We start from the raw sequence: 14452 nt of genomic DNA, 5'->3' as shown, positions 1-14452 counted from the left end.
ATCCGCTCAGGAATTCACGCGAAAGCAACTGGGGGAATCACGAATGCCAGGCGCCATTCATGCCGAAGGCCTGGTGAAGACCTTCGGCGAAGTACGAGCACTGGACGGCGTCGATATCGACGTACCCGAAGGCACCGTCCTCGGCATGCTCGGGCCCAACGGTGCGGGTAAGACCACCGCCGTACGCGTCCTGACCACCCTGCTCCGGCCGGACAGCGGGCAGGCCGTGGTGGCGGGTATCGACGTCCTGAAGAATCCCGACGAGGTGCGCCGCTCGATCGGTCTCTCCGGCCAGTTCGCGGCCGTCGACGAATACCTCACGGGCCGCGAGAATCTCCAGATGGTCGGGCAGCTCTACCAGATGGGTGCACGCGACGCGAAGAAGCGGGCGGGGGAGCTCCTGGAGAAGTTCCACCTCGCCGACGCCGGTGACCGCACCGCGAAGACGTACTCCGGGGGCATGCGCCGCCGTCTCGACCTGGCGGCGGCGCTCGTCGTGTCCCCGCCGGTGATGTTCATGGACGAGCCCACCACCGGGCTCGATCCGCGCAACCGGCAGCAGCTGTGGGAGGTCATCGAGGAGCTCGTCGCCGGCGGTACGACGCTGCTGCTGACCACGCAGTATCTGGAGGAGGCCGACCACCTCGCCCATGACATCTGCGTCATCGACCACGGCAGGGTCATCGCCCGCGGCACGTCCGACCAGCTCAAGGCGCGCACCGGCGGTGAGCGCGTCGAGGTCGTCGTGCACCGGCCCGACGAGATCGGGCCGGCCCGCGAGGTGCTCGCCACGTACGGCAAGGGTGAGATCTCCGTCGCCGAACACACCCGCAAGCTGACCGTCCCGGTCACCGGCGGGGCCAAGCTGCTCGCCGAGGTCATCCGCGATCTCGACACCCACGGTGTGGAGATCGACGACATCGGTCTGCGCCGCCCCACCCTCGACGATGTCTTCATCTCGCTCACCGGCCACGCAGCCGAGCTGGGGAAGAACGGCGAGGACGCGGCGGCCGACGGCGCATCTGCCGAAGACGCACCCGCCGGGGACGCACCTGCCGGGGACGGATCGACGGAGGCCGTGCGCGGCCGGAAGGAGGACGGGCGGTGACCGCCATCACGGACGCGCCGAACCCGGCGCCGCTCAAGTCACGCGGGGCGATCAGCCGGTCGGTGGCCGACTCGCTGGTGGTCGCCCGGCGCAACCTGATCCGGATGATCAGGATCCCGGAGATGGTGATCTTCGGCCTCGTGCAACCGATCATGTTCGTGGTGCTGTTCACCTATGTCTTCGGCGGCTCCATCAAGGTCGGCAGCACCCTCTCGTCGGCGGACTACCGGGAGTTCCTGATGGCCGGGATCTTCGCCCAGACCGTCACCTTCGCCACCGCGGGGGCCGGAGCGGGCATCGCGGACGACATGCACAAGGGGCTGATCGACCGCTTCAGGTCGCTGCCGATGGCGAGGGGCGCCGTCCTGACCGGGCGTACCATCGCCGACCTCGTGCAGACCGCGCTGACCCTCGTCGTGCTCGCCGGTGTCGCGCTGATCATCGGCTGGCGCAGCCACGAGAACATCGGCAAGGTGATCTGCGGATTCCTGCTGCTGCTCCTGCTGGGATACGCGTTCTCCTGGATCGGGGCGCTGATCGGGCTGATCGTGCGGACACCCGAGGCGGCCACCTCGGGCGGGCTGATCTGGCTCTTCCCGCTGACGTTCATCTCGAACGCCTTCGTGGACGCCAACCAGATGCCGACGGTGCTGCGCCACATCGCGGAGTGGAACCCGTTCAGCGCGACCGTGCAGGCCTGCCGTGAGCTGTTCGGCAATCTGCCGCCGGGTTTCGTCACCCCGGACGCCTGGCCGATGCAGCACCCGATCCTCGCGTCGGTGATCTGGTCGGTCCTGATCGTCGTCGTGTTCCGGACGCTCGCTGTCCGCAAGTACCGTTCGGCAGTGACCTGATGACGGTGTGAAGTCGGCATGACGGTGTGAAGTCGACCGGCCGGGATCGTCGACCACTCCGGCCGGTCAGACGACCGGCTTCCGCCCGGCGGCCGATTCCGTGGTGAGCAGTGCGGTGATCTCCTCGGCGAGGTGCGGGCCGAGCTCACCCCAGCCGCTCTTGTAGCCGTAGACGCTGAGCAGGGTGCGGGCGTCGTAGTCGCCGTTCATGATCTCGATGTCCGTGGCCGTGATGAGTGCCGGGTGGGCGACACCGACGGCCGCCGAGATCTTCATCAGCTCCCGGCGCAGGGTGCGCAGGTAGGCCCCGGCCCTGGCGGCCTTCGACGGCGGGTCGATGCCGCGGGCCAGCCTCGGGTTCTGGGTGGCGATGCCGGTGGGGCAGGTGTCGGTGTGGCACTTCTGCGCCTGGATGCACCCGATCGACAGCATCGCCTCACGCGCCACGTTGATCATGTCGGCACCGAGGGCGAAGGCGACCGCGGCGTTCTCGGGCAGGCCGAGCTTGCCCGAGGCGATGAAGGTCAGGTCGTCGGTCAGACCCAGCTCGGCGAAGGTGCCGTAGACCCGGGAGAACCCCATCCGGAACGGTAGCGACACCGAGTCGGCGAAGGTCAGCGGCGCGGCCCCGGTGCCGCCCTCGCCGCCGTCGACGGTCACGAAGTCGACACCACGGTCACCGCGCGCCATGAGCGTGGCGAGCTCCTGCCAGAAGTCCATCTCGCCGACCGCGCTCTTGATCCCGACCGGCAGACCGGTCTCGGTGGCGATCAGTTCGACGAAGTCGAGCATCGAGTCGACGTCGCTGAACGCGGTGTGCCGCGAGGGGGAGGCGCAGTCCTCGCCGAGCGGAATGCCGCGGATCTCGGCGATCTCCGGTGTCACCTTCGCCCCGGGCAGCATCCCGCCGAGCCCCGGCTTGGCGCCCTGGGAGAGCTTGATCTCTATCGCCTTGACCGGGGCGCCGGCGACGACGTCCTTGAGCTTGTCGATGCTGAAGGTGCCGTCCTCGTTGCGGCAGCCGAAGTACGCCGTACCTATCTGCAGGATGAGGTCGCCGCCGTTGCGGTGGTACGGCGAGAGGCCGCCCTCGCCCGTGTTCTGCAGCGTGCCCGCCAGTGCCGCCCCCTCGTTGAGTGCGGTGACCGCCGCGCCGGAGAGCGATCCGAAGCTCATCGCCGAGATGTTCACGACGCTCGCAGGACGGAACGCCCGTGCGCGCCCGCGCGGCCCGCCCAGCACCTTGGCCGAGGGCAGGGTGGCCTGCGGGTCGTGCACATCGGGCAGCGCACCGGCGAACGTGCGCTGCTTCAGGTACGCGTGCCCCTGGATGTGCTCGACGTCGTTGTCGGTCCCGAAGCCGAAGTAGTTGTTCTCCTCCTTCGCGGACGCGTAGATCCAGGAGCGCTGGTCACGGCTGAAGGGGCGCTCCTCGTCGTTGGAGCTCACGATGTACTGGCGCAGTTCGGGCCCGATCGTCTCCAGCAGGTACCGGGCGTGTCCGATCACCGGAAAGTTCCTGAGCAACGCGTGCTTCTTCTGGACCAGGTCGCGGGCTGCCACCGCCGCGACTGCTGCTGCGGTGACCGCTGCGATGCTCCGGGCGCGCATGAACGTTCCTCTCGTCGGTGCTCGGCTCTGTCGCCGTGGGTGGATGCCATCGTGTCGGACGCCGGATGCGGGCACGACAGGGCCCCGGCCGCTCTGGGCGCCGGGGCCCTGTCGTGCGTGCTGTGCGGGTCAGCCGTTGTAGGGCTTCGCCGAGACGATCTTCACTGTGGCCGTCTTGCCGTTCGGCAGCTCGTACTCCGCCTCTTCGCCCATCCGCTTGCCGTTCACACCCGTGCCGAGCGGGGACTGCGGCGAGTAGGTCTCGATGTCGGCGCTCGCGTACTCGCGGGAGGCGAGCAGGAAGGTGACCGTGTCGTCGGGGTCGCCGTCGAAGGCGATGGTGACGACCATGCCGGGCTCGACCACGCCGTCGTCGGCAGGGGCTTCGCCGACCTTCGCGTGCTCCAGGAGCTGGGTCAGCTGACGGACCCGGAGCTCCATCTTGCCCTGCTCCTCCTTGGCCGCGTGGTACCCGCCGTTCTCGCGGAGGTCACCCTCCTCGCGGGCCGCCGCGATCTTGACGGAGATCTCCGTGCGCGCGGGACCAGACAGGTACTCCAGCTCTGCCTTCAGCTGGTTGTACGCCTCCGGCGTGAGCCAGGTGACGTTATCGCTGGTCTGGGTCACAGGGTGCTCCTCGTCGGTGCTGGGAATACAAAGCAACGCCCTACCCCAAGCATGCGCTGCCACGGGTGGGCGAAACAACGAGCTTAACAATTTCGCGAGAGAAGGGGGAGAAGGTAAAACCTCACATGCCCGTACGCGCAGGTCAGCACCGGAGCGTGGGCCTCATGGGCGGCGCGCGCGCCGGAGCGCGGTCAGCTGCCCGCCGTGCACCCCTGCAGTTCCACCGCGGTCGCCCTGGAGGTGGTGCGCAGGGTGACGACCTTGTCGATCCGGTCGGAGCGCTCGTCGAAGGGGAAGGCCGCCCGGCCGACCTCTGCGCCCTCCGTGCTCAGGGCGCGGAGCGTGCAGTGCCCGTCGGTGTCCCGGTCCTTGCGGACCTCCAGATGGGCCTCGGCGCGGGAGTCCGAGACGATCTTGGACTTGATGAGCTCGGCGCTGATGTCGTTGCCGGCCAGGGAGTCGTAACCGAACCAGCCGATCAGCGCGAGGAAGGCCACACCCAGCACCGAACCGATGATCTTCAGCTTGCGGTCCGCGCGCTGGTCCGGGGACCGGCCGTAGCGCCCTTCGGGCAAGGCCTCGCGCACCGCCGCCATGATCATTCCTTCCGTACCGGGGCTCGTGGAATTTTCCGCCCCCCGGTTCAGTCACTATAGAAGCCGACCATTGCGACCAATCACTGAGGACCGAGTCTTGACCGAGCAGCTGAGACTGATGGCCGTCCACGCCCACCCCGACGACGAGTCGAGCAAGGGCGCGGCCACCATGGCCAAGTACGTGTCCGAGGGGGTGGACGTCCTGGTCGTCACCTGCACAGGGGGCGAGCGGGGATCCATCCTCAACCCGAAGCTCCAGGGCGACGCGTACATCGAGGCGAACATCCACGAGGTGCGCAAGAAGGAGATGGACGAGGCCAGGGAGATCCTGGGCGTCAAGCAGGAGTGGCTCGGCTTCGTCGACTCGGGTCTGCCCGAGGGTGACCCGCTGCCCCCGCTGCCCGAGGGCTGCTTCGCGCTGGAGGAGGACGAGACGGCGGCGGGGCGCCTCGTCGCGAAGATCCGCGCGTTCCGCCCGCAGGTGATCACCACCTACGACGAGAACGGCGGATATCCGCACCCCGACCACATCAAGACCCACACGATCTCGATGCTCGCCTTCGACGGCGCGGGGGACGCCGAGAAGTTCCCCGAGGCGGAGTTCGGGCCGGTCTGGCAGCCGCAGAAGCTCTACTACAACCAGGGCTTCAACAAGGCGCGCACGCTCGCCCTGCACGAGGGGCTCCTCGCCCGTGGGCTGGAGTCCCCGTACGGCGACTGGCTGGCGCGCTGGAAGGAGTTCGGGCGCGCCGAGCGCACGCTGACCACGCACATCCCGTGTGACGACTTCTTCGAGATCCGGGACAAGGCGCTGGTCGCGCACGCCACGCAGATCGATCCGGACGGTGGCTGGTTCCGGGTGCCGATGGACGTCCAGCGGGAGATCTGGCCGACCGAGGAGTACGAGCTCGCGAAGTCTCTGGTCGATACCTCCCTCCCCGAGAGCGACCTCTTCGCGGGCATCCGCGACAATGCCTGATATGTACGCGACCCAGGCACTGACGCAGCTCGTTCCGCTCGCCGCCGACGACCTCGACACGAACAAGGTGACTCCCGGGGTCCTCGGTTTCCTCGTCTTCGCGGCCCTGGCCGTGGGGACGTGGTTCCTGATGAAGTCGATGAACCGCCACATGGGCAAGGTCGACTTCAAGGAGACCCCCGACCCGGCGGCGGAGCCGGAGCCCGAGGGCTCCGAGGAGAAGGCCGGCGCTCAGGGCAAGGGCTGACGCGGCGGGGCCACCACGCCTCCTCCCGCTCCGGGAGGGATGAGGTGGCCCGCGCCGCTGGTCAGGCCCGTCGGTGCGCGTCGTTGAGATAGCGCAGTACGGCCGCGACCCGGCGGTCCGTGCGGTCGGCGGGTGCCAGGTCCAGCTTGGCGAAGATACTCCGGATGTGCTTGTGGACGGCACCGTCCGTCACGACGAGCCGTTCGGCGATGGCCGCGTTGCCCAGGCCTTCCGCCATCAGCGCCAGGACATCACGCTCGCGCGGGCTGAGCCGGTCCAGATGGGCGTCGGGGCGGGTGCGCGCGAAGAGCTGTGCGACCACCTCGGGGTCGATGGCCGTACCGCCGTCCGCGACCCGGTCGAGCGCTTCGAGGAACTCCTCGACCCGGCCTACCCGCTCCTTGAGCAGATACCCGAGCCGTGCGCTGCCGTCGGCGAGCAGCTCGGTGGCGAAGGCCTGTTCCACATAGGCGGACAGGACGAGGACCGCGAGGTCCGGGCGACGGCGCCGCGCCTCCACGGCCGCCCTGATCCCCTCGTCGGTGTGGGTCGGAGGCATCCGGACGTCGACGATCGCCACGTCGGGCCGGTGCGCGTCCACCGCCTCCAGGAGGGCGTCCGGGGTGCCGGCGGTGGCCACGACGTCGAGTCCCTCCGCGCGCAGCAGCAGCGCGAGCCCCTCCCGTAGCAGCGGATCGTCCTCCGCGATCACAATCCGCATGGCAGTTCGGCCTCCAGTGTCGTGGGCCCGCCCGGTGGGCTGGCCAGGGTGAGTGTGCCGTCGAGTGCCTCGACGCGCTTACGGATGCCGGCCAGGCCGGATCCGCCGTGTTCGTCCGCTCCGCCGCGGCCGTCGTCGGTGATCCGCAGCCGCAGCAGGCCGTCGCGGTGGCGGACCGTGACGGTGGCGTGCCGGGCCCGGCTGTGCTTGGCGATGTTGGTCAGTGTCTCGGCCACCACGAAGTAGGCGGTCGCCTCGACGGACGCCGCGTACCGTCCGTCCACGTCGGCGTCGATCCGGCAGGGCACCGGGCAGCTGCTCGCGAGGCCCGAGAGCGCGTCGCTGAGACTCCGGTCGGCCAGCACCGGCGGGAGGATGCTGCGTACGACCGCGCGGAGTTCGGCGAGGGCCTGCTCGGCCGCGTCCTGCGCCCGTTCCAGGAGGGCGTCGGCGTCGGCTGGGCTGCGGGACACCGCGCGGCGGGACGCGCCGATCAGCACGTTGACGGCGACCATGCGGTTCTGGGTGCCGTCGTGCAGGGCGCGTTCGATGCGCCGCAGCTCGATGGCGTGCGCGTCGAGGGCGGCGGCCCGGGTCGCGGTGAGCTCGGCGACCCGTGTCACGAGATCGGTGCCCGGCGGCGGGGAGAGCAGCCGGCGACCCGGCCACGCCTGGAGCCAGGCCATGCCGGGGGCGACGCCCAGGATGACGGCGAACCAGCCGATCCCCAGAAGGCTGACGGCGAAGGCCCCCGGCCAGTCGTGGACGGTCCACAGGCCGATGGACGGGGTGGCCGCGGAGGCCGGTACGAGCTGCCACCACAGCGGGAACGCGGCGTCGGTCGCCGAGGTGAGGGGCAGCGTGAGACCGACGAGACCCAGGGCCGTCCCGAGGACGGCGTGCCAGGCCACCCAGCCCACCTCGCGCCGGGTGGCCGGGTCGGCGACGGCCTGACGCAGCCGGGTGGGTCCCGGAGCGGGCCCGACGATCTCGGGGCCCCACCGGGACAGCCGTTCGCGTTCGCGTTCGGTGACGGTGCGCAGTGCCCGCAGGGTGCCGGGCACCAGGAACAGGCCGACCCCGAAGAGGCAGGCGGCCGCGGTGAAAATCAGCCACAGCAGCATGATCAGGGCGAGGATCGCCGTACCCATGCCGCCGACGATGTGCTCGAAGGCGTCCAGCGCGGTGCGGGCACGTGCGAACACGTCCCAGGGGCGCGGCGGCTTCGGGGCTCCCGCCGGCCTGCCGTCCGCCCGGCCGTTCCCCGGTGAGGCGTCGTGCGTGGGCATCTCCACCTCCTGTGCGGCTCCACCTCCTGTGCCGCGCCACTATGGCATCCCGCGCGGGGCCTCCGACGCGTCGGGGACGCCTGGTACAGCCTGCTGTACCCCGGTTCTCCACCTGGCCGGATCGTCGCCCCCGCGCCGTCTCCGTAGCGTCTTGTCCGTGCCCAACTCCCCTTCGGACAAGGAGAATACGATGGCTGGATCCTCTCGCCTGCCGGTACGTCCCGTGCTGTGGCTGCTGCTGGTGATCGGCGCCGTGTGCAACGCGGTCACCTCGATGATGGGCGGGGCCGCCGTGGCCCTCTCCCTCGGCTTCGGGCTGGCCACGCTGGCCTGCGGTATCGCGCTCGTCGCGGACCACCGCCGGGCGAGGAAGGCATGAGGGCCACCGGTGTCCCGCCGCAGCGCGGCGGCTGGCGGGGCAGTATGCGCCGCCGCCCCCTGACCTGGTTCTTCTCGCTCGCGTTCGTGCTGAGCTGGGTGGCGTGGGTGCCGTACATCCTGTCCGGGAACGGGCAGGGCGTCGTGGACTTCACCTTCCCCGGCGGCGAAGGCGGCAGTCAGTTCCTCGGGGTCCTCCCGGGTGCCTACCTCGGTCCGATCCTGTCGGCGTTCATCGTCACCGCCGTCGCCGACGGGCGCCCCGGGCTCCGTGCCTGGGTGGGGCGGATGACCAACTGGCGGGTCGGCTGGCGCTGGTGGATCGGCGTCATCGTCGCCGTGCCCCTCGTGCTCGTCGTCACGCTGTACGCCCTGGGCGGCGAGAGCCCCGTCGTGCCCGGCGCCATGGTGCTCGCCGCCTTCCTGCCTGGCCTGTTCATCCAGATGATCACCACGGGTGTCGCCGAGGAGCCCGGCTGGCGCGACTTCGCGATGCCCCGGCTCCAGGGTGCCTACGGCCCGGTCGTCGGCACGCTGATCCTCGGCCCGCTGTGGGGCGTCTGGCACCTTCCGCTGTTCCTGACGGACTGGGGCGGCACGGACCTCGTCTGGTACACCCCGGTCGAGTTCGTGGCGACCACGGTCACCTTCAGCTTCGTCATGACGTGGATCTTCAACCACACCCGGCAGAGCCTGCTGCTGGCGATGCTGCTGCACACCGGCGTCAACAACTTCTTCTCGATCGCCTACTCGGACGTGTTCCCGTCGCTGGCCGACTCCTACGCGACGCACGCCTTCCTGGTCAGCTCCACCGTCGTGGCGGCCGTCCTGCTCGTCGCCACCCGTGGCCGGCTCGGGCTGCCGAAGGCCACGGCGACGGCCCCGGACGCCGGGCCGTACGTGCCGGTGTGACGCGGTGAGGTGCCGCGTGCGCACGGGCGGCCGACCCCGCGGCGGGCGGCCGCCCCCGGGGCCGGCCGCCCGTGGACACGGTCTACGGGCGTACGCCCACCGGCACCCCCATCACCTCGCGGGCGTGCCGGGACGGTGTCAGGCCGAGGTGCCAGGCCTGCCAGCCGTCCTCCAGGTCCACCCCGCGGTTCAGGACCACCCGGAAGGCCTCCGCGCAGTCCTCCAGCTTGGCGTCGCGCAGCGGATGGGAGGCCGCCAGCAGGTCTGCGAGCTCCTGCTGGGCCACCGCCGTGCCGACCTCGCTGCCGCCGGGGGACGCGTAGGGGAGCAGCGTGCACCGCAGGAACGCGGCCCAGTCCTTGCCCCTGGCATCGTCGTACGAAGCGAACAGGCTGACGGCATCGCCGCAGAGCTCCAGCGCCTGCGCGGCGCGGTTGTTCCCGCCGTCGATCAGGGCCAGCTCCAGACAGGTCCAGGCCTCGCCGTGCGCCACCCCGATGCGCCGGAAGTCGGCACGGGCGTCCACCAGGAGCTGCCGGGCGAAGCCCGAGTTACGCAGATTGCCGGTCTTCGCGGCCCGCTGGTCGCGGGTGACGCGCCCCGAGTGATGGCGGGCGCACGCCAGTCCGTACACGTCCCGCATCCGGGAGAACATCGTGCGGGCCCGCTCCAGCTCCCGTACGGCCTGGTCGGTGTCGCCGTCCTCCTCAAGGGCCTGCCCGAGGTAGTAGCGCGTCCATGCCTCGCCCCGGGCGTCCTCGTTGGCGCGGTGCCGGGAGAGCGCACCGCGCAGCTGCTCCACCGCTTCGGCCGTGCTGCCGGCGTCCGCGTCCATCAGCCGGGCGCGGGCCAGCTGGGTCAGGGCCCAGGCCTCACCGCGCTCGTCCCGGGTGCGGCCGTACAGGTCGAGTGCCGATGACAGCTCCTCCTCGGCCCTGGCCGGCTCGCCGAGGCGCAGACAGACCTGGCCGAGCTGGAAGTGCGACCAGGCCTCGCCGTGCAGCGACTCGCCCTCGCGGTGCAGGGCGAGCGCGGTGTCCAGCAGGGTCAGCGCCTCGGGCAGATTGGCCCGGTCGCGCTCGACGGCGGCCAGGGCGTGCAGCGACCAGGCGCGGTCCTCGGCCTGCTCGGCCGATGACTGGAGGGCGAGCGCCTCCCGCAGCCTGGCCGAGGCCTCGGTCAGATTGCCCTGGTGGTGCAGGGTGATGCCGAGCGAACAGAGGGCCAGTGCGGCGCCCGAGTCGTTCTGCGCCTCGCGGTAGAGACCGACGACCGAGGAGAGCGTGGTGCGCGCCTTGTCGAGCTCGCCGAGCTGGCGGGCGGCGATCCCCGTACGCCACTGGACCGACCGCTCCAGGAGCCCCTGGTCGACGGCCTGCGTCAACTCGCTGATCTCGCCCAGTCGGTAGAGGTCGCCGCGCAGCAGGCAGTAGTCGCACAGCGCGCCCAGCAGATGGAGCACCGCCCCCTGGTCGACGCCCTCGGCGTGCCGCAGGGCCGAGGTGATGAAGCTCGACTCGTCGTCCAGCCAGCGCAGGGCGGCGTCCAGCGAGCTGAAGCCGTGCGAGCCGAACTGGTTGGCGCGGGTGGACATCTTGCCGTCCACCATGCGGATCACCGCGTCGGCCAGTTCGCCGTAGTTGCGGATGAGGCGTTCCTGCGCGGCCGTACGGTCGGCGGCCGGCTCCTCGTCGAGCAGCCTGGCCAGCGCGAAGTCCCGTACGAGGTCGTGCAGTCGGTAGCGCGCGCCCCGCACATGGACCAGGAGCCCGGCCCCGGCGAGCGCCTCCAGCAGGCGTCCCGCCTCCTGCTCGTCCGAGGACAGCAGCGACGCGGCGGCGGCCGCCCCGAGGCTGGCACGTCCGGCCAGGGCGAGCCGCCGCAGCAGCCGGCGGCCCTGCTCGGACTGGTCGGTGTAGCGCAGCCACAGGGCACGCTCGACGGGCGCGACCGGGCCGTAGTCGCCTAGGGCCGCGGCGAGTTCGGCGCGGCTGCGGGCGCCGAGTGCGGAGCCCACGACACGCAGCGCGAGCGGCAGCCCGCCGCACAGCTCGACGACGGTGTCGGTCGACGGGTAGTCGTACGGGCCTGCCTCTTCGTCCAGGGCGGACTCGCGCAGCAGCTCCTCCGCGCCGGCCGCGTCCAGGCCGCCGACGGGCAGCTGGTGGACCCGGGCCGGGATGTCGTCGGGCAGTTCGAGCGGCTCGCGGGAGGTGACGAGCACCAGGCTGTCGGAGCGCTCGGGCACGAGCGTGCGGACCTGGGCGGCGTCGGTGGCGTCGTCCAGGACGATCGTGACGGGGGTGCCCGTCAGATGCTGGTGGTAGAGCTCGCTCAGGCGCCGCACCTGCTGCTCGGCGGACGCCCCCTCCCGGAAGAGGAGCTGCTCACGCGGTGCGCCCAGCCGGTTGAGCAGGTGCCGCAGGGCGTCCCGGGTCGGCAGCGGGGTGTCGCCGGAGACATCGCCCCGCAGATCGACCACGCACGCCCCCCTGAACTGGTCCTTGAGGGAATGCGCGGCCCGTACGGCGAGTGTGGTGCGCCCTGAGCCCGGTGCGCCGTGCAGAACGACGACGGTCGGCCTGGTCTCGGTCGCGGCGCGTGCGGCGTGCACCCACTGGGCGATCTGGGCGAGTTCACCACGACGGCCGGCGAACGGGCCGTCCGCGGCCGGGAGATGGCCGAAGGACTGTTCGAGGAGTGAGCGGGTGCGTGCGGCCGCGCTGCGGTCACCGCCGCGCAGCTGCGCCACCACGGAGGCGCCGGCCTTCTTCGGCGGCCGCCTCGACGCGGTCAGCATCCGCTGCTGGTCGAGGAACGGACGGATGCCGCGCACCTCGAGGGCCGTCAGCCATTCGAGTCGCAGCTGCTCAGGGCCGCCGGGCTGGTTGCGTTCGCCCGCCCTGCGGTGTGCGGCGGGCCAGTGCGACGCGGTCACCCGTGCCACCGTCGCCGTGGTCCCGGCGGCGGCGACGGCCACGCCCGCGCCCAGGGCGAGACCGGTCGCGGTGCCGAGCGCCAGGTCGGCGGCGAAGGCCGCGGCGGCGGCGACTCCTGTCACCAGCAGCGGGGTACCCAGGGTCGCTCTGCTGAACCGCGCCGACAGCGGCTGCTGGCCGGCCCCCGCCGCGTCGAGTGCCCTGGTGTAGGCGGCGTACTCCTCGGCCGCGCCGGCGGCCATGGTGGTGTCGAGCGCGCCCCGCGCCCGCGCCAGCAGCGCTCCGGTGTCCGTCCGGCCGCCCGAACGCCGTGCCTCTTCCTCCACGGCACGCACCAACAGCCTTTCGGCTTCCGCCCGATGGCTGTCCCGCATACGTCCCCCTCGTTGCGCACGTCGGCCGGTCGCGACCGGATCCCTTGTGTGGACCACCCAGTGTCCTGCGTACGGCCCGTCAGCGCGAGACAGCGCGGCGGTCAACCGTCGTTCTTCCGCCGGGAGTCCGGGGGAACACACCCGGGGGAAGTCTGCAAGACTGCGCGCCGTGAGCCCCACGCAAGGGTTCACGGAACGGTTCACGGGACGGATCCGGAGCGCAGGGAACATGAACGACAGTGGGAACGCCGGCAGGCCTCGGAGCGGGGCTTCTGCCGTCGGCCGGCACCGGGCCGAGGACGCCGGGGAAGGGCCTCCCGAGGCGCTGCCCGACGCCCTGCTGACGGCCGCGATACGCGACGACGGCGACGCAGGGGCGACCGCCGAGCTCCGCCGCCGCCACGCTCCGGCCGTCCTGATGTACGCCAGGAACTTCTGCCGTGACCCGCACACAGCGGAGGACCTCACCTCGGAGGCGTTCGCCCGCACCGTGCGGGCCGTACGCGACGGAAAGGGTCCGGCCGAGGCCTGGCGGCCCTATCTGCTGACCGTCGTGCGCCGCACCGCGGCCGACTGGGCGGACCAGGACCGCCGGGTGGACCTCACACCCGGCTTCGGGGCATGGCTGGACGCCGAGGCACGGCGGCGCGCGGGCGCGGGCCGGGCGAAGGCGGCGGCGGGCGCCGAGGACAGCGTGCTGCGTGCCGAGGACGGCGCCATGGTGGCGGCGGCCTTCCGCTCCCTGCCCGAGCGGTGGCGTGCGGTGCTCTGGCACCGCGTCGTGGAGGAGGAACCCACGGCATGGGTGGGGGACGTACTGGGCCTCACCCCCAGCGGGGTGGACTCACTGACCGCGGGTGCCAGGGAAGGGCTGCGGGAGGCGTATGCGGCCGCGCGGGGCGCCGCCGACGAGGAGCGCCGCGGGGCGGCCCGGGAGCTGACGGACCTCAACCAGCGGCTGCGTACGGTGCTTCCGGCGGCGGTGCTGCTGTTCGGCGGCCCGGCCTACCTGGAGGCCCGCGCGGCAGCCGTGGCGGCGTCGGGCGCCTCGGCGCCGGTCGGCGCGTCGGCCGGTGGCGGTGCTGCGGCGGGGGTGAAGGCCGGCGTGCTCGCCGTGGGCGCGGTGGCGCTGCTGCTCGGCGGCTGGGCGCTGTGGCCCGGCGGCGGGGAGGAACCCGGGGACCGCCCGGCACCGGCCGCGAGCGGCGCAGCGGCGGGTGTCGTGTCCCAGGCCTCGCTGTCTCCCTCGGGGACCGGGTCCCCGTCCGGGACCTCCGCGTCCTCCTCCTCGTCCGGCGGCGGCTCATCGGCGCCCCCGGCGTCCGCCCTGGGCGGGCCGAGCACCCTGCGGTTCGTGTCGACCGGCGGCTGCATGAGCATCCCCGCGGGCGCCGGTGCCGGGGCCAGGCCCGTGGAGGCCTCCTGCGACGGCGGCGAGCACCAGCGGTGGGTGCTGCTCGAACCGTACGAGGGCGACCGGGGGCGTACGCAGGTGCGTAACGAGGGAAGCGGGCTGTGCCTGACGCGTTCGGGCGGCACGGAGGACCACGCACCGGTGGAACAGCGGCCCTGCGACGCGGCGGAGAAGAACCAGCTCTGGAATCTGTGGACCGACACCACCGAGGGCCAGGCCGCTCTGCGGACCACCGACGGCACCCGGCATCTCGGCCTCGTGGACTGGGCGGAGGCGGACAAGGACGAGGACCACGGGGTGTCCGTGGGCACCACCCGGTACTACGACGGATCTGCGTCCATGAGGTTCCGCTTCGAGCCCGCGCTGCTCCCCGGGTGAAGCGGCCGGGGCGGAGAACCGCCCG

General features: G+C 71.8%; 13 protein-coding genes. 7 read left to right on the top strand and 6 right to left on the bottom strand.

Annotation, left to right across the window (positions count from 1 at the left end; all coding sequences use genetic code 11):
* Positions 1–43 precede the first annotated feature (43 nt).
* Both OG623_RS12390 and OG623_RS12385 read left to right on the top strand, forming a co-directional pair.
* Positions 44–1108, top strand: coding sequence for an ATP-binding cassette domain-containing protein (locus OG623_RS12390; protein WP_406146326.1), 1065 nt, complete (start codon positions 44–46; stop codon positions 1106–1108).
* On the top strand, positions 1105–1962 hold the full coding sequence (locus OG623_RS12385; protein ID WP_406146325.1) for an ABC transporter permease: 858 nt from the start codon (positions 1105–1107) through the stop codon (positions 1960–1962). Before OG623_RS12390 ends, OG623_RS12385 begins: the two co-directional genes overlap by 4 nt.
* A 66-nt stretch (positions 1963–2028) precedes the next feature.
* On the opposite strand, the gene OG623_RS12380 is transcribed toward OG623_RS12385, so the two are convergent.
* The 3 genes from OG623_RS12380 to OG623_RS12370 all read right to left on the bottom strand — a co-directional run bounded on the left by OG623_RS12380 (position 2029) and on the right by OG623_RS12370 (position 4796).
* Entirely contained in the window at positions 2029–3573 is a 1545-nt protein-coding gene (locus OG623_RS12380) for an FMN-binding glutamate synthase family protein (RefSeq protein WP_406146323.1), read from the bottom strand.
* A 129-nt stretch (positions 3574–3702) separates the two neighbouring features.
* Positions 3703–4200 (bottom strand): transcription elongation factor GreA, encoded by a 498-nt coding sequence (greA, locus tag OG623_RS12375; protein WP_406146322.1) that lies wholly within the window; start codon positions 4198–4200, stop codon positions 3703–3705.
* Between the two features lie 191 nt (positions 4201–4391).
* On the bottom strand, positions 4392–4796 hold the full coding sequence (locus OG623_RS12370) for a DUF4307 domain-containing protein (RefSeq protein ID WP_406146321.1): 405 nt from the start codon (positions 4794–4796) through the stop codon (positions 4392–4394).
* Between the two features lie 97 nt (positions 4797–4893).
* On the opposite strand from OG623_RS12370, the gene mca reads away from it, so the two are divergent.
* The gene (gene mca / locus OG623_RS12365; protein ID WP_406146320.1) at positions 4894–5775 is read left to right on the top strand and encodes a mycothiol conjugate amidase Mca; all 882 of its coding nucleotides are present in this window, start codon (positions 4894–4896) and stop codon (positions 5773–5775) included.
* Position 5776: 1 nt separating this feature from the next.
* Entirely contained in the window at positions 5777–6022 is a 246-nt protein-coding gene (locus OG623_RS12360; protein ID WP_406146319.1) for a hypothetical protein, read from the top strand.
* A 61-nt stretch (positions 6023–6083) separates the two neighbouring features.
* Here OG623_RS12360 and OG623_RS12355 read toward each other — a convergent pair whose 3' ends face one another.
* Together OG623_RS12355 and OG623_RS12350 are read right to left on the bottom strand one after the other, a co-directional pair.
* Complete coding sequence (locus OG623_RS12355; RefSeq protein ID WP_406146318.1) at positions 6084–6743, bottom strand: response regulator; 660 nt, start codon at positions 6741–6743, stop codon at positions 6084–6086.
* Positions 6731–8032, bottom strand: a complete 1302-nt coding sequence (locus tag OG623_RS12350; protein ID WP_406146317.1) for a sensor histidine kinase — start codon at positions 8030–8032, stop codon at positions 6731–6733. The genes OG623_RS12355 and OG623_RS12350 overlap by 13 nt, the downstream gene beginning before the upstream one ends.
* Positions 8033–8222: 190 nt before the next feature.
* Here OG623_RS12350 and OG623_RS12345 point away from each other — a divergent pair, with 190 nt between their 5' ends.
* Both OG623_RS12345 and OG623_RS12340 read left to right on the top strand, forming a co-directional pair.
* On the top strand, positions 8223–8411 hold the full coding sequence (locus tag OG623_RS12345) for a hypothetical protein (RefSeq protein WP_406146316.1): 189 nt from the start codon (positions 8223–8225) through the stop codon (positions 8409–8411).
* Positions 8408–9322: a CPBP family intramembrane glutamic endopeptidase gene (locus OG623_RS12340; protein ID WP_406146315.1), complete on the top strand. Its 915-nt coding sequence runs from the start codon at positions 8408–8410 to the stop codon at positions 9320–9322. The genes OG623_RS12345 and OG623_RS12340 overlap by 4 nt, the downstream gene beginning before the upstream one ends.
* An 82-nt stretch (positions 9323–9404) precedes the next feature.
* Here OG623_RS12340 and OG623_RS12335 read toward each other — a convergent pair whose 3' ends face one another.
* A complete protein-coding gene (locus OG623_RS12335; RefSeq protein ID WP_406146314.1) occupies positions 9405–12635 on the bottom strand; it encodes a tetratricopeptide repeat protein in 3231 nt (1076 codons plus the stop codon).
* Between the two features lie 229 nt (positions 12636–12864).
* Here OG623_RS12335 and OG623_RS12330 point away from each other — a divergent pair, with 229 nt between their 5' ends.
* Positions 12865–14427 (top strand): sigma-70 family RNA polymerase sigma factor, encoded by a 1563-nt coding sequence (locus tag OG623_RS12330; RefSeq protein ID WP_406146313.1) that lies wholly within the window; start codon positions 12865–12867, stop codon positions 14425–14427.
* Positions 14428–14452 lie beyond the last annotated feature (25 nt).

This window comes from Streptomyces sp. NBC_01012 (genome assembly GCF_045162755.1).
Classification (GTDB): Bacteria; Actinomycetota; Actinomycetes; order Streptomycetales; family Streptomycetaceae; genus Streptomyces.
The sequence above is the reverse complement of the archived record's forward strand: the minus strand, read 5'-3'. Positions and strand labels throughout refer to the sequence as shown.